The 19,161-nt window shown below is 50.9% G+C and carries 12 protein-coding genes; 10 read left to right on the top strand and 2 right to left on the bottom strand.

The window, feature by feature from the left end:
• The first annotated feature begins 135 nt into the window (after window positions 1-135).
• The 4 genes from RW092_RS19830 to RW092_RS19815 all read left to right on the top strand — a co-directional run bounded on the left by RW092_RS19830 (window position 136) and on the right by RW092_RS19815 (window position 5,138).
• The gene (locus tag RW092_RS19830) at window positions 136-1,467 is read left to right on the top strand and encodes an ABC transporter substrate-binding protein (protein WP_016311350.1); all 1,332 of its coding nucleotides are present in this window, start codon (window positions 136-138) and stop codon (window positions 1,465-1,467) included.
• Window positions 1,468-1,528: 61 nt separating this feature from the next.
• Window positions 1,529-2,428: a carbohydrate ABC transporter permease gene (locus RW092_RS19825; protein ID WP_316011060.1), complete on the top strand. Its 900-nt coding sequence runs from the start codon at window positions 1,529-1,531 to the stop codon at window positions 2,426-2,428.
• Window positions 2,425-3,267: a carbohydrate ABC transporter permease gene (locus tag RW092_RS19820; RefSeq protein ID WP_028537416.1), complete on the top strand. Its 843-nt coding sequence runs from the start codon at window positions 2,425-2,427 to the stop codon at window positions 3,265-3,267. Before RW092_RS19825 ends, RW092_RS19820 begins: the two co-directional genes overlap by 4 nt.
• A gap of 242 nt (window positions 3,268-3,509) precedes the next feature.
• Window positions 3,510-5,138 carry a response regulator gene (locus RW092_RS19815; protein WP_316011059.1) on the top strand — a complete coding sequence of 543 codons (1,629 nt, stop codon included), beginning with the start codon at window positions 3,510-3,512 and terminating at the stop codon, window positions 5,136-5,138.
• 338 nt (window positions 5,139-5,476) lie between these two features.
• On the opposite strand, the gene RW092_RS19810 is transcribed toward RW092_RS19815, so the two are convergent.
• Window positions 5,477-6,388 (bottom strand): transposase, encoded by a 912-nt coding sequence (locus RW092_RS19810; RefSeq protein WP_316011058.1) that lies wholly within the window; start codon window positions 6,386-6,388, stop codon window positions 5,477-5,479.
• A 544-nt stretch (window positions 6,389-6,932) separates the two neighbouring features.
• Here RW092_RS19810 and RW092_RS19805 point away from each other — a divergent pair.
• A complete protein-coding gene (locus RW092_RS19805; protein WP_316011057.1) occupies window positions 6,933-9,794 on the top strand; it encodes a glycoside hydrolase family 3 protein in 2,862 nt (953 codons plus the stop codon).
• Between the two features lie 89 nt (window positions 9,795-9,883).
• Here the strand turns inward: RW092_RS19805 and RW092_RS19800 are convergent, their stop codons facing one another.
• Window positions 9,884-10,789: an AraC family transcriptional regulator gene (locus tag RW092_RS19800; RefSeq protein ID WP_016311356.1), complete on the bottom strand. Its 906-nt coding sequence runs from the start codon at window positions 10,787-10,789 to the stop codon at window positions 9,884-9,886.
• 133 nt (window positions 10,790-10,922) lie between these two features.
• On the opposite strand from RW092_RS19800, the gene yicI reads away from it, so the two are divergent.
• The 5 genes from yicI (at window position 10,923) to RW092_RS19775 (ending at window position 19,131) form a co-directional block, all read left to right on the top strand.
• Entirely contained in the window at window positions 10,923-13,241 is a 2,319-nt protein-coding gene (gene yicI, locus RW092_RS19795; protein WP_316011056.1) for an alpha-xylosidase, read from the top strand.
• A gap of 139 nt (window positions 13,242-13,380) precedes the next feature.
• Window positions 13,381-15,165 (top strand): sensor histidine kinase, encoded by a 1,785-nt coding sequence (locus tag RW092_RS19790; protein ID WP_316011055.1) that lies wholly within the window; start codon window positions 13,381-13,383, stop codon window positions 15,163-15,165.
• A 94-nt stretch (window positions 15,166-15,259) separates the two neighbouring features.
• Entirely contained in the window at window positions 15,260-16,240 is a 981-nt protein-coding gene (locus RW092_RS19785) for an ABC transporter permease (RefSeq protein WP_085168801.1), read from the top strand.
• Between the two features lie 16 nt (window positions 16,241-16,256).
• On the top strand, window positions 16,257-17,162 hold the full coding sequence (locus RW092_RS19780; protein WP_009224200.1) for a carbohydrate ABC transporter permease: 906 nt from the start codon (window positions 16,257-16,259) through the stop codon (window positions 17,160-17,162).
• Window positions 17,163-17,409: 247 nt separating this feature from the next.
• Window positions 17,410-19,131, top strand: coding sequence for an ABC transporter substrate-binding protein (locus RW092_RS19775; protein ID WP_009224199.1), 1,722 nt, complete (start codon window positions 17,410-17,412; stop codon window positions 19,129-19,131).
• Window positions 19,132-19,161: the final 30 nt, after the last annotated feature.

Here is a 19,161-nt window from a genome sequence, read left to right as displayed (position 1 = left end):
TGACAACACCTAGCTATACACAACAGGCATGCGCTTCTTCAGGTCATCGATTGACCATCGGTTTTACTAGAGAAGTGGGAGATAACCGACTGTAAATGAAGTGTGTAGATTTTATTTTGTCAGGGAGGGTCAAGGATGAAGAAAAAGGTTTGGATTGTGCTGTTAGTCTTATCAATGGCCACATGGCTGTGGGGTTGCGGCAAGACGTCAACCACGGCGGGGGGTGAAACCTCCGTGTTGGACGGCGGTGCGGGGGAAGATGCGATAGAGCTTTCCTATTGGACGTTTGTGGAACTGCATGGACAGCATTTTGAGAAAATGCTGGAGAAATGGAACACCGCCAATCCGGATCGGCAAATTAAGCTGAACGTCACGGTGATGCCTTACGATGATATGCACAACAAATTATCCATCGCCGTCCAGACGGGTGTTGGGGCGCCGGACATCGCGGATATTGAGCTGGGCAAGTTCCCGGATTTTCTGGCCGGCACGCCGCAGCTGGTCGAATTAAATGACGTCATCGACCCGTACCGGGACACGATCGTCAAATCCAGAATCGACCTCTACAGCAAGGACGGTGTGAATTACGGTATCCCAACTCACGTTGGCGCCTCGGTTGCTTTTTACAACACGGAAATTTTAGAAGAGGCCGGAGTGGATTACAAGACGATCGTCACCTGGGAAGATTTTAAACAAGCCGGAATCCAAGTGTATGAGAAAACAGGCAAGTATATGGGCACCGCCGATACGAGTGCAACGTGGCAGCTTTCCCAGCTGCTGGCGCAGCAAGGTGCGGATTTCACGGATGACGCCGGGAACCCGACCATCAACTCGGAACCCTTGGTGAAGGCACTTACCCTGCTGAAAGACCTGCAAGACAACAATGTGATCGCCACCATCGCCGGAGGGCAGCCCGATACGGAGGAAGCTTACGGGGAGTTTAATGCGGGCAACTATGCGACCGCTTTCATGCCGTTGTGGCAAATGTCGAGATACACGAACTATATGAAGGATCTCTCCGGCAAAATCGCCATCGCCCCGATTCCGGTTATCGAAGAAGGGATGCCGCGTTCGGTTGGCGGCGGCGGAACCGGGACGGTCGTAACCAAAACGGCCAAAGACATTGAGCTGGCCAAGGATTTCCTCGCTTTTGCCAAATTGTCGGAGGATGCCAACATTGAAATTTGGAACACGTTGGGCTTTGACCCGGTCAACATGGACGTTTGGGAAATGAAGGATGTAACACATAACCCGGACAACCAGTTTGTGCAATACTTCATTAACAACCCATTTGACGTGCTGAACGACATCAAGGACGAAATCCGATTGATTAAATCCACCTCCGCTTCACCTACGATCAATAACGTGCTTTGTACGGTAACGTTAAACGAGGTTTTTGAAGACGGGAAGGATATTAAGCGAGCTCTGGATGATGCGCAAGCGCAAATCGAGCAGGAGCTGAAGTAATTGAAATAAGCAGCGAGCTACTCCTCCGGGAGTAGCTCTGTTTAAAAAAAGGGGTAGGGCGATGTTTAAAAAATTCCTTTACTCACAAAAGGTTGCTCCTTACGTATTTGTGTTGCCGTTCGTGCTCGTATTCCTCATCTTTTGGGTGTATCCGCTGATCAGCTCCTTCGGGATGAGCTTGCAGAAAGTGACCCTGGGACAGGAAGCAGCGTGGATTGGCATAGACAACTATGAGAAATTGATGGGCGACGGGGTTTTCCTCAAGGCCGTGACCAACAGTGCCATCTATATGGTCTTAACCTTGGTGATTCTGATCCCGTTTCCGATGTTGTTTGCCGTATTGATTAACAACAAGTTCATGTGGGCGAGGGAATTTTTCAAATCCTCGTTTTTCTTCCCGGCGTTGACGTCAGTGGTGGTGGCCGGGACGATCTTCCGACTGATGTTCGGTGAAATGGAAGGGTCGCTCATCAACAGCTTTTTGGGCTTGTTTGGCGTGGAGCCGATTAAATTTTTGAAAGGACAAACGACTGGCTTTATTGCCTTATTGGCACTGGCGACCTGGAGATGGACCGGGGTAAACATGCTTTACTTCCTATCTGGACTCAAAAATATTCCCGAAGAATACTATGAAGCCGCTTCCATCGACGGTGCTTCTCCCATCCAGCGATTTACGAAAATCACGATGCCGCTGTTGAAGCCAACGACCATCTATGTTTTAACGATCAGCATCTACGCCGGTCTGGCGATGTTTATCGAAAGCATGATGCTCTGGAACGGCAACAACTCTCCGAAGAACATCGGCTTAACCATCGTGGGCTACTTATACCGTCAAGGGATTGAGAAGAATAATCTGGGGTATGCGGCCGCCGTTGGCATCGTGCTTCTTGTCATTACGATGGTGATCAATCTGACACAGCTGGCCTTTACCGGCATGTTTAAGAAGGGGGAGGAAGCATGACGAAATCGAAGCGCGGCTTGCTAATTAAGATCGTTTTGTTCGTGTTTTTCGCCTTCCTGTGCGTGCTGGTGCTTCTGCCGTTTTATGCTGTAACACTGGCTTCCTTTAAGCCCGGGGAGGATTTGATCCGATACGGACTGAATCTGAAGTTCGATCTATCGGTCATGAGCTTGGATAACTTTGTATACTTATTTACGGGCAATCATTCCTATTTCCTATGGTTTTTTAATTCGTTAGTGCTGACGGTCGTCCAAGTGACAGTGACGTTGCTGGTTAGCGCTACGGTGGCGTACGGGTTTTCGGCTTATGAATTTAAAGGGAAAAATACCCTGTTCATCTGTGTCCTGCTGATCATGATGGTTCCATTCGAAATTCTGCTCCTGCCGCTGTATACGCTAACCTACGATATCGGGCTGATGAACTCCTATTCGGCCATTATTCTGCCTGGGATTGCCAGCGCGGCGACGATCTTCTTCTTCCGGCAGTATTTGCGGGGAATTCCCCGGGAAATTATCGCTGCGGGACGCGTTGACGGAGCGAGCGAGTATGGAATCTACGTGCGGATCATCTTACCGGTGATGAAGCCTTCTTTTGCGGCGATGGCCATCCTGAACGGGATGAACAGCTGGAACAACTTCCTTTGGCCGTTTATGGTGCTCAGCGACGCCAATAAATACACGTTACCGATTGGGCTTAAGACGCTGCTAACCCCTTACGGGAACAACTATGATTTGCTGATTGTAGGTTCCTTCTTCTCCATCATTCCGATTTTTATCTTGTTTGTGGCCTTCCAAAAATACTTTATCGACGGGATGACGGCAGGAGCGGTGAAGGGATAAATAGACGTCTAAGAATGAAAAGTGATAGTCGTACTCTATCGAGTGGATGCAGAAACTACCAAGCTGCTCAATCTTTCAATTGATGAGGGGGAGAGCAGCTTTTTTTGCGGGGCATCAAAATAGTGCAACAAATGAACAGAATAATGTTTGTGAGCGATTTAAAAACTAACCTATAATTAAATTGTAAACGCTTTATCGAATGCTGGGGAAAACTTAATTTTTTCCGGCCGGAGGAATGCAAAATGATTAAAGTGCTGATTGTTGACGATGAACCGAAGCTTAGGGAGGGTTTGCGGACTTTTATCGATTGGGGCGCCTATGGCTACGAAGTTGTGGATACGGCGGCCAACGGGAATGAAGCGCTGGAAAAATATCAGCAATATCTTCCCGATCTGGTCGTGGCCGATATCCGCATGCCAGGGATGGACGGGTTGCAGTTGATCGAGAAGCTTCGCACGCAAGATCCGAATTTGCATATTTTGATTCTTAGCGGTTACGCCGATTTTAGCTATGCCAAGAAGGCGATGACCCACCGGGCGGATGGTTATTTATTGAAGCCGGTGGATGAAGATGAGCTGAAGGATTATCTCTGGAAAATCAAGCTGACGATCGATGAAGAGAGAGCGTCCGAGCAGTGGAAGCACGTCACAACGGAGTGGAACCGGGAAGCACTGATCCAGTCCGTACTGACTGGCGAAGACGAGGAGGACTCTACGCCGCTGTGCGAGCGGGCTCATGAAGTGGGCATCAGCGGCAAGGTGTTTCAAATTTTGCTGCTAGCCCCGCAAATGGAGGGAGACACCGATGCCCATATCAACGCGCTGATCCGCAAAACGTTGGTTCGGCAGTTCGAGGAGACAGGCCGTGGCTGGGTGTTTGCGATCCACTCTAAGTTTGGCGCCTTGCTGAAGGAGCCGCTTCTCTCTGTAGAACTTACAGGAATCTATCGCGAGCTTGCTGCTGAGCTGGCTGATTTAGGCATCCGCTATTCCGTGGCGATTGGCGAGAAGGTAGGATGCATGACGGAGATTCGGGAATCGTACCGGACGGCATGTGATTTGGTCCGCCGTCATTTTTTCCTTGATCAGGGAACGATATTAACGCCCGATAGCTTGTCTGCCGGAACGGATCCAGTTGCGGGTTCAGGTATCGGTGCAGTTTCAGGTAGAGGTACGGGTTCAGATGCAAATTCAGGTGCAAGTCCAAGCATGAGTGCGGGACCAGAGCTTTCGACTGATGAACTGGGAGAGCAGCTCTTTTATGCGGTAGATATCGGGAATCGCGATGCCGTCAAATCTCTGCTGCACCAGCTGGGCGAAGCTTATAAAGGCGAAGGTGCGATGGAGAACGAAATCAAAAACCGTTATGTGGAGCTGCTGACCACGATTTTCAGTAAGGCGCTGAAGCAGTCACCGGAACTGCAAAACCGCAGCAAAGAGTTTTCCGACGGGTACTCCAAAATCCAAAAAGCCTACTCCATTCTGGAGTTAAACGGGCAGGCAGAGCAACTGCTGCAGCAAATTATGAACCAACTCGGTGAAGATGGGAAACACCGCGAAGTCAAAATTATGTTGGATTTGATTCACCGGAATTATAGCGAAAACCTCAAACTAGAGACACTCTCCGGCATCTTCAACTATAACAGCGCATACTTAGGCAAATTGTTCAAGAACACGACCGGAGAATACTTTAACACTTACCTGGACAAAGTGCGGATCGAGAAAGCAAAACACTATTTAGAGGAGGGCCTGAAGGTCTATCAGGTGGCCGAAAAGGTCGGATACACCAATGTCGACTATTTCCACAGCAAATTCCGCAAGTACGTCGGCACCTCGCCTTCCGCTTATCGCAAGCAGATGAACCATGCCTGATGCCGGCCTCGTAAGTTTCCATGGGGCACTGAGGTGTGCTTTGGTCCGTTGCCCTAGGGCATTTGCTTTAGTGGCATATTGCGCAAGTGACATATTGCTCTAGTGGCATATGATCTATCGGCGGCGCTCTTCTGACGATTATCCCGTTGAATCAGGGAGTGGAGAAAGAGAAACCTGAAAACGTTCGGAAGAAAAAAACGAAATAACAATTAAAAGACAAATGGATAAAACTCCAAGTCCAATCGATCATAGACATAGAAGAGCTCGTCCTGATAGGTGTAAACATATTCGTACACTAGTACAACAAGCACTTGCAGCCCGTTCATTCATGCAGTGGTTTAAGCCGCTGCTGCAATGGACGGGTATTTTTGTTGGCGGTTGATTAACTCGCGGTAAGGGATCGCAGGAATGGACAAGCACATTTGCAGCAGGTTTTGACACATCTCTTCCTCGGAACAAGTCATGCGCAGGTAACGGCGGACGGTGTACTCGTTCAAATACGCCTGCAAATGCGTTATTCCCAACGCGACATACGTGCGTCGAATCGAATCTCTTGCTTGTCTCACGACTCTCCGCAAGGGCAGATACATCCGATAAACGAAAGGAAACCACCGTTTGGTTGAGGTGTGTTGTACATCCACATGCTTATTGATGAATGCCTCGAGTTCGCTTCGGTCAGCCTGTTGCTCTCCCCCTCTTTTGTGCGGAATCAGTTGGATCTTCACTCGCTCGGGCTCGCCACTCTCCGTGACCATGCAGCCGGTAACGACCGCAGTGGCATAAGGTTGATCAGCTGGATGAAAGCGTCTGGTATCCGTCCCATATTGATCACGGCACACTTTGACTTCTCCAGAGAGCAAAACCTTCGCATCGCATTCACCGAGGGTATGGCGGATTTTGTGCAGCATGAGCCAAGCGGTCTTGTAGGTCACTTGGATTACCTGACTCAACCGTAGCGCCGAGATGCCATCTGGGAGCAGGAACAGCTCCAGTGCTTGAAACCACTTCACCAAAGGCAGATGAGTTCTTTCAAAAATGGTACCGACCAAAGGCGAGGCTTGATAGCCGCATCTTCCACATTCAAATAAAGGAATATGTCGAGTGGACAGACGGGTGCACTCGGTATAAGCACAGCGCGGGCAGACAAAGCCATTTGGCCACTTCATCGCGATAATCGCCTCGATACAGTCGGCCTCGCTTTGAAAACGACGTCTGATAGCTTGATGTTCCGTATTCATGCCTAATTTCATGTCCACTTCCTCCATCGATTCTTCAAAATGCCACAAACACGCACATACGTTCTGTTTTCCTAAATTATACCAAACGTACGTTCTGATATCAAGAAAAAAATCCCAAAATACTAACTAATATATGGAGGATTAATCAGATTCCGGGAAACCAGCTTTCCGTCTCGCCTATTGATTTCTTTTATCTGAACAAAAGGGATAGCGGCGAAAAAGGGCGGTAAGAAGATGATCCTCCTGAAAAATCCCAATTCTGAACCAAAGGGATAATGGTGCAAAAGAGAGGGCCAGAACATCATCCTCTTCTCCATTCTGATTAAAGGGGATAATCGTGCAAAAGGAGGTGCGGGTAGAGCTAGGGGAGGGGAACTCTTCGGGGGCGTACCGTGCTGATCATGCGATATTTTTATATGAAAAATACACTAATGTTCCGTGTATCGCTGAAGGGGGCGGCAGACTAAGATAGGGTGGAAGACTTGATGGTATCAGCAGCAACAAATTCTTAAGCGCTTACAATGAGTTTGATAGAGTAGGAGAGCGAGGTAATTGTATGACGGACAACAAGTACCAATATCCTTTTCAGAATCCTGATCTGCCGTTGGCGGAGCGGGTGGACGACTTGATCAGCCGATTTACGTTGGATGAGAAAATTGAGTTAATGTGCCAATTCCAAACGGAGGTGCCGCGGCTCGGCGTCAAAAAATACAAGCATGGTACGGAAGGCGCGCACGGCGTAGCCTGGTTGGGGGAAGCTACGTCCTTTCCGCAAAACACCGGACTGGCCTGCACCTGGAATCCTGAGTTGATGCGCCAAATCGGCTCGGTGATAGGGGATGAGGCGCGGGTGTATTTTCAACGGAATCCGGAAGTGAACGGTTTGACGATCTGGGCGCCAACCGTTGATATGGAACGCGATCCACGCTGGGGCCGGACAGAGGAAGCTTACGGCGAAGACCCATACCTCACGGGAGCGTTAACGACCGAATTGGTCAAGGGGCTGCAGGGGGATCATCCGTTTTATTATAAGGCTGTAGCCACGCTGAAGCATTTTTACGCAAACAACAATGAGATTGGCCGTGGCAGTGAATCGGTGAGCATCGATCCGCGCAACAAACGGGAGTATTATTTGAAAGCGTTTGAGCGGACGTTCCGCGAAGGTCGCGCAGGTTCAATGATGACGGCCTATAACGGAATCAACGGCATGCCTTGCAACCTGAATTCAGAAGTCAACGAGATTGTTAAAGGTGAATGGGAGATGGACGGGTTTGTTGTCGGCGACGCCGGCGACGTCATGGGTACGGTGCTGGACCACAAGTACGTGGAGTCATATGCTGAAGCAGTTGCAGGGAGTATTAAGGCCGGCATCGACAGCATGACGGATGAGCAGCCGATCATGTTCCAGGCGTTGCGGAATGCGCTGGAGCAAGGCTTGCTGGCCGAATCGGATTTGGACCGTGCGCTGCGCAACGCCTTCCGTGTACGCTTCCGTCTGGGTGAGTTCGATCCGGAGGAGCGGAACCCGTATAGCCGAGTGCCGGAAGAGAAGCTGTGCGCACCAGAGCATACGGCTTTGGCGCTGAGAGCTTCCCGCGAAGCAATCGTGCTCCTGAAGAACGAAGGCTTGCTGCCTCTTCCGCAAACGTTAGGTTCCATCGCGGTTGTTGGACCGTTGGCCAATGAAGCCTATACCGACTGGTACAGCGGCACGCCGCCGTACCGCGTCACCCCGCTTCAGGGCATCAAGGAGAAGATGGGCAACCGGCCCGTCCTGTTCGGAACCGGCTCGGATCGGATTCGCCTTCGTTCGGCCCTGACCGGCAAATATGTCCGGATCACCTCTGGCGAAGGAGCGGAGGCTGTTCTAGAAGCAACCGGTGAGAATGCAGCGGATGCAGCTGTTTTTGAGCGTAACGATTGGGGCTGGGGCTCCATCACGCTGCGGTCTGTGGAAAATGGCAAGTTCGTTACGGAGACCGATTCGGGGCTGCTGATGGCAATGGCAAATGAAGCAAGTGGTTGGTTTGTCAAAGAAGTGTTCGACTTGCGCCCTGCTTCAAACGGCAAGGTTGAGATGAAGGCTTGGAACGGACGGCCGATCATCCTGAACGAACGCGGCGGGTTGATCGCTGTGGGCGAGAATGTTTTTGATAATACGGTGAAGGTAGATCGTCGCCTTCCAGGAGAACAATGGATCGTTGAAGTGGTAGAGAACGGGATTGAGCAAGCTGTAGAGGCTGCGAAGTCGGCAGAGACCGCGGTAGTTGTCGTAGGCAATAACCCTTTCATTAATGCGAAGGAAACGATCGACCGAGTGGACATCGTGCTGCCGCCGGCGCAGCAAGCTTTAATTCAAGCGGTCAAAGCAGCCAATCCCAATACGGTGGTTGTCATTGTCGGCAGCTATCCGTTTGCAGTGAACTGGGAGAACGAGCATGTGCCATCGATCCTGTTCACCTCTCATTCTGCTCAAGAACTGGGCCATGCTGTAACCGATGTGTTGTTCGGAGACTATAATCCAGCAGGTCGATTAAATATGACCTGGTACCAATCGGTAGACCAACTGCCGGACATTATGGATTACGACATTATTAAGGGTAAACGGACTTATCAATATTTTGACGGCGAGGTCTTATATCCGTTTGGTCATGGACTTAGCTATACGACGTTTGAATATAGCAATCTTGCTCTTGAGCGGACTCAGGTTGATCAGGAGGGCGAGGTTCAGATTTCGTTTGATGTGCGAAATACGGGGAATATCGCCGGGGACGAAGTACCGCAACTGTACGTGCGAATCGGGCAATCGCGCGTGCCGCGGCCGTTGAAAACGTTGAAAGGCTTTACTCGCTTGCATTTACAGTCGGGTGAAACGCAGCGGGTGACCTTTGCGCTGAAGGCAGAAGAGCTGGCGTTCTGGGACGTAACCCGAGATCGCTATTGCGTGGAGTCGGGCGAATATACGGTGATGGTCGGCTCTTCCTCGGGGCAGATCGCATTGACAACGACACTTCAGGTTGATGGCGAAACCGTACCTCCGCGTTCGCTGCGTGAACCGGTCCGCGCGGTCAACTATGACGACTACGAGGAAGTCTACCTGGACGAATGCCGTGAAGGCGGCGACAGCATCCGGCTGAAAGGTGAACGCGGGTGGATTGCCTTCCGTGATGTCGAGCTAGATGAAGGAACAACCCAACTTGAAGCCCGTGTATCGGGGAATTTGAAGGGCGGCGAAATCGCCGTCACGCTGGATTCACCAGAAGGCGAGTCGGTGATTAGCTGCAAGATCTTGCCTACCGGCGGTCGCCAAGCTTGGACAACAGTCACCGCAGAAGCACCGGCAAGTTTGTCGGGCCGACATGATGTGTATCTGCATCTGCAAGGGGAAGTGCAAATCAGCTGGTTCAAGCTGAGCTAAAACAAGGACGAAACCAAAATTAGCTGGAATACTCCAGCTAATTTTGCTACATGGGGGATGCAATGGGGAAACAGCCCCCTCCAGGGAATTTAGACCTCAACCGAAGCATGTAGCCGTTTGCGGAATTCCGAAGGCGAGCAATTCATCGCTTTACGGAACACGCGGATGAAGTAGCTGATGTTGTCGAAGCCGACCTCCAGCGCGATATCGGAGATTTTTCGTTCCGGATCGCGCAGCAGCTCGGCGGCCTGGCGGATCCGGTACGAATTGATATAATCCATCGGCGTCTGTCGGGTCATCGACTTAAAGAAGCGGCAAAACTGTCCTTCGCTCATCGGAATCAGCGCCGCCAGCTCCGCCAGCCGGATGGGATGGCTGTAGTTCTGCTGAATATGCTGAATGACCGTTTTGAGCCGGTCGATTTTGGACGATTCGCTGCGGGTGCTGCTATAGGAGCGGTTGACGGCCCGGCCGGTAGCCGCGATCTCCGACAGCATCAAGTAGAGATGCCCTTTGACGGCGCCTTCATAGCCGGGCGCCTCGGTGCTGCAGCTGCGCATCAACGTCACGATATGCTCCAGAAGTGATAAGTCTGCCGCGGTCTCGCGCCGGATATGGCGAGGAAACGTCGCCTTCCGTTCCTGCAAGGGCAGCACCAGGTTCTCCTGGACCGCATCATAATGTGCGCTGGCTAGCAGCTGCGTATCGAATACGAGTGAGAAGAATGCGCAGCCCTGCTCACCATGCGCATGGGCGGCGTGAATGTCGCCGCCGTCGATAAACACCGCTTCCCCGGCACGAACCGGGAAGTAATCGGTATCGACCTGAAACAGCGTCTCGCCTTCCAGGCAATAGAAGAACTCGGCTTCATCATGCCAATGGCAGTCGATGACATGTTCACCAGGGCCATAGCGGTACCAATAGGTTCCAAACGGCTGCCGCTCGTTGCCGTGACTCTTGCTCTCTTTCAGAGAGCGGCGAAGCGCCTGATCCATATACGGTCACCTCATCAAAATAGTGTTATATTTTGGCTTGATAATGTTAGTTTTATTTGAGTGATATCAGTATAATGCAAGTATAGAGCGTTTTCATAAGAAAAACAATGTGACGAAAGGCGGTATTCCACCCATGAAGTTTACCGATGGCAACTGGCTGATTCGCGAGGAGTTTACGCTCTCCACCGCGGTGCAGGCCTATGATTTTCAAGTCAAAGACCATACTTTAATTGCCTCCGCCTCCACAACTCCGCTTCGCGGCCGGGGCGATATGATTAATACGACATTGCTGACGATGCAGTTCCACTCTCCGTTGCCGGGGGTCATTGGTGTTAAGCTGATCCATTTTGCGGGGACAGTGGACCATGGTCCTCATTTTGAATTGGCAAAGGGCGGCGACCATGCCGAGATAACCGAAACCGAGCATTATGCCGAGCTCAAGAGCGGCAACCTTAGCGTCCGCATTAACAAAGGCCCGCAATGGTCCGTGGACTTCTTCCGCGGCGACGAGCGGATTACCGGCAGCGGCTACAAATCGATGGCGCATATCACCGAAAGAGGCGGCAACACCTATATGCGCGAAGAGCTTGACCTGCGCGTCGGCGAATGGGTGTATGGTTTGGGCGAACGCTTCACCTCGTTCCTCAAGAACGGTCAAGTGGTTGACATCTGGAACAAGGACGGCGGGACAAGCTCTGAGCAGTCCTATAAGAACATTCCTTTTTACGTGACAAATAAAGGATATGGCGTGTTTGTAAACGATCCGGGTGCGGTTTCGTTTGAAGTCGCATCGGAAAAAGTCAAAAAAGTACAATTTAGTGTTCCCGGCGAATCGCTGGAATATTTCGTCATCGACGGTCCGGAGCCAAAGGATGTGCTGAACAAGTACACCGATCTGACCGGCAAACCGTCCCTTCCTCCGGCGTGGAGCTTTGGCTTGTGGCTGACGACCTCGTTTACAACCGACTATGACGAGGCGACCGTTAACTCCTTTGTGGACGGCATGGCAGAGCGTGATTTGCCGCTGCACGTCTTCCACTTCGACTGCTTCTGGATGCGTGAATTCCATTGGACGGACTTCAAATGGGATGAGCGCGTATTCCCGGATCCAGTGGGCATGCTGAAGCGCCTGAAGGAGAAAGGCTTGAAAATTTGCGTTTGGATCAACCCGTACATCGGTCAGCGCTCCCGTCTGTTTGAGGAAGGGAAGAAGAACGGTTACCTCGTGAAAAAAGCAAACGGTGACGTATGGCAATGGAACCTTTGGCAGCCGGGTATGGCGCTGGTAGACTTCACAAATCCGGCGGCTTGCGAATGGTTTGCCGGATATTTGCGGGAGCTGATCGACATGGGCGTCGACTGCTTCAAAACCGACTTCGGCGAACGGATTCCAACGGATGTCGTGTATCACGATGGCTCCGATCCAGTGAAAATGCATAACTACTATACGTACCTGTACAACAAAGTTGTTTTTGAAGTACTGGAAGAGAAGCTGGGCAAAAATGAAGCCGCCTTGTTCGCCCGTTCGGCAACCGTCGGCGGTCAGAAGTTCCCGGTTCACTGGGGCGGCGACTGCTACGCCGATTATGAGTCGATGGCGGAAAGCCTTCGCGGCGGCTTGTCGCTGGGTCTCGCCGGCTTCGGCTTCTGGAGCCACGATATCGGCGGCTTTGAGAACACCGCTCCGGCGCATGTGTTCAAGCGTTGGCTGGCCTTCGGCTTGCTGTCCAGCCACAGCCGTCTGCACGGCAGCAGCTCCTACCGCGTGCCTTGGGCTTATGATGACGAGGCAGTGGACGTAACCCGGTTCTTCACCAAGCTAAAATGCCGTTTGATGCCGTATATGTTCGACATTGCGTTCCAAGCGACGCAGCAAGGCGTGCCAACGATGCGGGCGATGTTCCTGGAATTTCCGGACGATCCGGCCGCCGAAACATTGGACCGTCAATATATGCTGGGCGACTCGCTGCTAGTAGCGCCGGTGTTCAGCGAACAAGGCGACGTAACTTACTACCTGCCGGATGGCCAGTGGACGCATTTGCTGTCGGGACAGACGGTGGAAGGCGGCAAATGGCGCAAAGAGAAATACGACTTCTTCAGCTTGCCGCTGTTCGTTCGCCCGAACTCGATTCTGGCGACAGGAGCTAACGATGTTCGTCCAGATTACGACTATGCCAATGAAGTCCAACTTGGCTTGTATGCGATCGAAGACGGGGCAACCGTATCCCGTACGGTACGCAACATTAAAGGCGAAGCTGAGCTTCAAGTTACAGTCGTTCGCGAAGGCAAGCTTGTGAAGGTGACTGCGGAAGGCGCGGGCAAACCGTTCTACGTAACATTGCACGGCATGGGCGAAGCGGAATCGGTGCAAGGGGCTACGTTGTCCAGTAATGGCGCTGTAAAAGTGGAGGCTTTCACAGGCAAAACCGAACTGCAAATCACCTTGAAATAATTGGTCCTAGACCTCGATCGCATCTTAATTTAATATGTGACAGACATCCCCGGCGCACGGTACGTGCCCGGGGTAACTGAAATATCCCCTTTCCCTTGGATGAAGGGGATATTTCCATTTAGATGAGAGGTGATCCGATTTGATAAGCAAACTGATTCGCATCACCAATAATTTGCGGTTGAAGCATAAGCTGCTCATTTCCTATATCGTCGTGGTCATGATTCCGGTCCTGATTGTCGGCGTTGCCGTAACCGCTTACTTTCGCAATCAAGCCATGGATCGGGCGATCGCCCAAACTACCAATAACGTCGAGAAGGTGAAAACCCGGACCGCCGCGTTGCTTCGGGTGCCGATGGACATCTCCGATATTTTTATGCTCGATGAAGGGCTGGAGAAGATCGTCAGCACTCCGTATCCCAATGTGTTGGAGCTGACCAAAGCGTACCTCAATTACAATGATTTTCGCGCTTACGACAGAACCTATCGGGAAGTGTCGGGGATTCGTTTCTATTACGATAATCCGACCTTGATCAACAACCTGGAATTAATCCCGGTGAATGAGGAGATCAAGGGGATGTATTGGTACCAACAAGCGATGAAGAACAAAGACATCGGGTGGTTTTACATTGACGACAAGCAGGAGGTTCCAGTGAAGCGGCTCAGTCTCGTTCGGCAGATCTCTTTTAAAGGAACGAAGAAAAGCGGAGTTCTTATGGTCATTATGAATCAGGAGGAACTCAACCGGATGCTGCAGCAAGAGCCTTTTGAGACGCTGATCACCGATGATTTTGGTTATGTGGTGGCCGCCAATAATCCGGCGATCGTCGGCAAGACACTGGAAGATCTAGATTACGGCATCGACTTGCGAACCCAGCAAAAGGGGACGTTTCAGGTGGATATCCAGGGGGTTCCATCCTATCTCGTTATCGACACCTTGAATCCGGAAGCCAGCATGAACGGGCTAAAGTTTATTTCCGTATTTGCGACGGAGCCGATTGTGAAGGACGCCAATACCGTAAGCCTTGTCGGATTGCTGATCATTCTACTCGTATTGCTGATTGCGCTGGTATTCGTATACACCGTCTCTTTCTTGACTACCAACCGGATGCTGCGGCTAAGCCGGCACTTAAATCGTCTGGCTTTAGGGGACCTCAACGTCGTATCGCGGATCGATGGGAACGATGAGATTGGCCAGCTGTCTCGGCAGTTCAACTACATGGTGGATAGTATCCGCCGGCTCATGAACCAGGTCGTTGAGAAAACAGAACAAAATAACGCTCTGGAGCTGGCTCAACGCGAGATCAAGCTAAAGATGATGGCCAGTCAGATTAATCCGCATTTTTTGTTTAACGCATTGGAATCCATCCGGATGAACGCTCATCTGAAGGGGGACAAAGAAATCGCCAACGTGGTCCGGCTGCTAGGCAAGATGATGCGCAAAAATTTGGAAGTCGGGCGGGAAAGCACACCGTTGAAGGAAGAGCTGGAAATGGTCAGCTCCTATCTGGAAATTCAGAAGTTTCGTTATGAGGACCGCTTAACTTATTCCTTAACTATTGATCCTGCAGCCAGCGCCATTCGGGTACCGCCGCTGATCATTCAGCCGCTCGTTGAGAACGCGGTCGTGCACGGGGTGGAGGACAAGGAAGAAGGCGTCCATGTTGAGGTGAATATTCAGAGAGACAAGGGATTGGTTCGCGTCTCGGTACAGGATAACGGAATGGGAATGACTCCGGAGCGGCTTGAAGAGGTCATGCGTTTTATCTCCGGTTCAAAGGAACCGGAACAGGGGCGCATCGGGCTGCGTAACGTGCATCAAAGGCTTGTCCTCTCCTATGGGGAAGAGCACGGATTGCGGATCGTCAGCGAATATGGCGCAGGGACGAAGATCAGCTTTACGATCCCAGCGGGAGGCAATCTCTAATTTTTATATGGTTTTGTTTGAAATCTGTCGGGTATTTCGTGAGCCGCTCCTCCCTTATCATTAAGCTATAGCAGACAAGGGGGGAGAAATCGAGATGGAAACGCTGTCAACTCAGCCTGAAACCAAAAATGTAAGCGCAACCCCTGCGCCGCAGAAGAAGCGGAAGAACGGTATCTGGCGGAGCATTTTGCAGCAAAAGTACTTATACTTAATGTCCATGCCATTCGTGATCTGGTTGTTTGTATTTAACTACCTGCCAGTGTGGGGATGGACGATGGCTTTCCAAAACTATAAGCCGGCGAAATCCTTCTCGGAGCAAAAATGGGTAGGATTTAAAAACTTCGTGGACTTGTTCCAGGACGAGCGGTTTTACCTGGTCCTCCGAAATACGCTGGCGATGAGTTTAATGGGGCTGGTCGCGGGATTCGTCATTCCGATTACTTTTGCGGTGTTGTTGAACGAGCTGCGCGGCAAGTATTTTAAACGAACGGTTCAGACAGTTTCCTATCTGCCGCACTTTGTATCCTGGGTTGTCGTTGCGGGGATCGTGACGAAAATGCTCTCGATCGACGGCGGGATCGTCAACGAAATCTTGGTTTCCTTGCATATCATTGACGAACCGATCCAATTCATGGCCCAAGGGAAATGGTTTTGGGGAATTGTAACCGCTTCCGATGTGTGGAAAGAAACCGGTTGGAACGCCATCATTTACTTGGCGGCAATCACCGGCATCGATAAAGAATTGTATGAAGCGGCACGGGTTGATGGAGCCGGACGCTTCCGGCAAATTTGGAACATTACGCTTCCGGGGATCCGGACGACGATTTCGGTACTGCTGATCATGTCGATCGGCCATTTGATCGGCATCGGGTTCGAGAAGCAGTTCCAGCTAAGTAACTCGCTCGTAACGGACTATTCCGAAGTGCTGGACTTGTATGCACTGAACTACGGTATCAATATTAGCCGTTTCTCCTACGGTACAGCCATCAGTATGTTCACTTCCGTAGTCAGCATCATCCTGCTGCTTACGGCCAACGGAATCATGAAGAAAACGACAAAAGAGAGCATCATGTAAGGGAGGGAGAAGGGCGATGGCAAGTTCAAGCAGAGGCTTTAATGATACGCGGGGCGATAAAATTTTCAACATTTGCAACATCATCCTGATGAGCGTTATTTTGGTCATCACGTTGTATCCTTTCCTGAACGTGTTGGCGATCTCCTTCAATGATTCCACCGATACGGTTCGAGGCGGCATCTACATTTGGCCTCGGGAATTCACTTTGGAGAACTATAAAACGATCTTTAATTATTCCAGCCTGATTACCGGCTTTAAAATTACGATTTACCGGACCGTGCTTGGGACCGTGCTTGGCTTGATCAGCGCATCGATGCTGGCCTATACGCTTAGCCGGCCGGATTTCAAATCCCGGAAGTTCGTATCCACCTTCCTGGCGTTGACGATGTACTTCTCCGGCGGGTTGGTTCCAACCTATATGCTGATGCGCCATCTCGATTTGATCGGCACTTTCTGGATTTACATCCTGCCTGGGGTGGTCAGCGCGTTTAACGTGTTCGTGATCCGTTCCTTTATCGACGGACTGCCGTATGCGTTGCAGGAATCAGCCAAGCTGGACGGAGCCAACGATTTCACGATTTATTACAAAGTGATTTTGCCGCTCTGTAAGCCGGTTCTGGCAACGATCGCCTTGTTCCTGGCGGTAGGCCAATGGAACTCTTGGTTCGACACTTATCTGTACAACGGGAACAAAGCGCATTTGACGACGCTTCAATATGAGTTGATGAAAATTTTGCAAAGCACCAACCAAGGCGCAAGAATGATCAACGCCAATGATATGGCGAATCAGATGGCTCAGGTCTCACCGGAATCGATCAAAATGGCGATTACGATCGTCGTTACAGTACCGATCTTGATCGTGTATCCGTTCTTGCAACGTTACTTCGTCGACGGGATGACGCTGGGTGCCGTCAAGGCTTAACCCTAGATCCTGACGGCAGCAAGCCCGCGATAGAGTAACGCCGCTAACTCCGCTCCGCCGCCGCAAAGCTGAATTCGCGGCGGGGCGGCACTCGGCGGATGGAAAGTGCTTCTTTCTTAAAGCAAAGATGAAAGCCCTTACTTTTCTCGGTGAGTGCCGGGAATGAGGGAAGCAACTCAGGTATCAGCAGGCGAAAGCCTGTTCATACAATACAAGTTTGATCAAGATGACGAGGGGGAACGTAGAAATGAAGTGGAAAAGCCCTAAAGCATTCGCGGCGATCTTGCTCGCGAGTACGGTGTTGGTTGCGGGTTGCGGAAGTAACGGTAACAATGCGGCCAACAGCAGCAATACCGGCAACGCGGGAAGCAATGCGGAAGCGTCCGCAGATAACAGCCCGATCACCTTTACCTTCTTTGGTGCGGATGCCAGCCCGAACTGGAACAACATGCAGGACGATGTAGGCAAAGTGATTACAGAGAAAACCGGTGTAACGCTTGAAGCCGAGTTTGACGTAGGTGCCGGCGGCGGCGAAAACAAAATCGCGCTGATGGCCGCAAGCGGTGACGTTCCGGATCTAATTTTTGCCAAAGGGGAATTGAGCAAGCTGGTGGATGCCGGTCTCATTATCGACTTGGCTCCGCTTATTGAAGAGCATGCACCAAACCTGAAGAAAATTTTCAGCGAAAATATGAACCGTCTGAAATACAGCAACGATGATCCTGCGATTTATTCTATCTTCACGAATGGCGGCGTGGATCAGCAGTACTTCGACGCTGGCGGCGGCTTCGAAATCCAGCAACGCGTTTTGAAAGAGCTGGGATATCCGAAGATTCGTACGGTTAAGGATTTTGAAAACGTGCTGAAGCAGTATGTAGAGAAACACCCGACTACAGACGGTCAGCCAACCATTCCGCTGACACTGAGCGCCGATGACTGGAGAATCATGATTACGGTAACGAACCCGGCGTTCCTGACAACAGGTGCACCGGACGACGGCGAATATTATGTCAATCCGGAAACTTATGAGGCGATGCTGCATTACAAACGTCCGGAAGAGAAGGAATACTTCCGTTGGCTGAATCACATGTATAACGAAGGCCTCCTGGATAAAGATACATTCGTGCAAAAAGAAGACCAATACAAAGCGAAAATTGCCAGCGGCCGCGTGCTTGGCCTGATCGACCAAGAGTGGGGATATCAGGATGCAGAAAACGCGTTGAAAACAGCTGGTAAAGACGAGTACACTTACGCGCACTTCCCGGTTACATTGACGGAGGAATATGAAGATCATTCCTTCCAACAAGCAGGCGTTGACGGCTACGGAATCAGCATCACCACAGCATGTAAAGATCCGGTTCGCGCCATCAAATTTATCGACTGGCTGTCTTCTGACGAAGGTCAGGTTTTGAGAAACTGGGGCGTAGAAGGTAAACACTATACGGTTGATGAGAACGGCCAACGCGTCATTCCAGCCGACATTCAAGAACGTAAAGTAAATGACAGCACGAACTTCACCAAGGAATCCGGCATCAGCTTGTACCGCATCTTCGGTGCGAACTATGGTGACGGCGTGAAAGATCCTTCGGGCAACTACTACACCACGAACTTCCCTGAGCAAATCGTGGCAGGCTACACCGAAGCTGAAAAAGAAACGTTGAAAGCTTACAATGCAACAACTTGGAAAGACCTGTTCCCAGGTGAAGATGCATTCCCTGCGAAGGATTGGGGCGCTCTGTACAACATGCCTGTTCCTACGGACGGCGATTACCAAGTGATTTACCAAAAAACGCAGGATATCATCCGTAAGCGGATTCCGGAAGCGATTCTGGCGAAGGAAGCCGATTTCGACAAGATTTATGACGCTTTCCTTGAAGAGCTGGACAAAGCCGGCGCGAAGAAGATGGAAGCCGAGTATACGGAATTGGTGAAGAAGAGAGTCGAATTGTTTACCGGTAAGAAATTGTAATTGTAGCTTAGCAGTAACAATCTAAATAGG

It is taken from the genome of Paenibacillus sp. 3LSP (assembly GCF_032465655.1).
Taxonomy (GTDB): Bacteria; Bacillota; Bacilli; order Paenibacillales; family Paenibacillaceae; genus Fontibacillus; species Fontibacillus barengoltzii.
This window is presented reverse-complemented; position numbering and strand designations above follow the sequence as displayed.

Coding starts and splice junctions, on each gene's coding strand:
- RW092_RS19815 (WP_316011059.1), top strand. CDS start 3,510: ATGATTAAAGTGCTGATTGTTGACGATGAACCGAAGCTTAGGGAGGGT.
- RW092_RS19805 (WP_316011057.1), top strand. CDS start 6,933: ATGACGGACAACAAGTACCAATATCCTTTTCAGAATCCTGATCTGCCG.
- RW092_RS19825 (WP_316011060.1), top strand. CDS start 1,529: ATGTTTAAAAAATTCCTTTACTCACAAAAGGTTGCTCCTTACGTATTT.
- RW092_RS19775 (WP_009224199.1), top strand. CDS start 17,410: ATGAAGTGGAAAAGCCCTAAAGCATTCGCGGCGATCTTGCTCGCGAGT.
- RW092_RS19780 (WP_009224200.1), top strand. CDS start 16,257: ATGGCAAGTTCAAGCAGAGGCTTTAATGATACGCGGGGCGATAAAATT.
- yicI (WP_316011056.1), top strand. CDS start 10,923: ATGAAGTTTACCGATGGCAACTGGCTGATTCGCGAGGAGTTTACGCTC.
- RW092_RS19785 (WP_085168801.1), top strand. CDS start 15,260: ATGGAAACGCTGTCAACTCAGCCTGAAACCAAAAATGTAAGCGCAACC.
- RW092_RS19800 (WP_016311356.1), bottom strand. CDS start 10,789: ATGGATCAGGCGCTTCGCCGCTCTCTGAAAGAGAGCAAGAGTCACGGC.
- RW092_RS19810 (WP_316011058.1), bottom strand. CDS start 6,388: ATGAAATTAGGCATGAATACGGAACATCAAGCTATCAGACGTCGTTTT.
- RW092_RS19830 (WP_016311350.1), top strand. CDS start 136: ATGAAGAAAAAGGTTTGGATTGTGCTGTTAGTCTTATCAATGGCCACA.
- RW092_RS19820 (WP_028537416.1), top strand. CDS start 2,425: ATGACGAAATCGAAGCGCGGCTTGCTAATTAAGATCGTTTTGTTCGTG.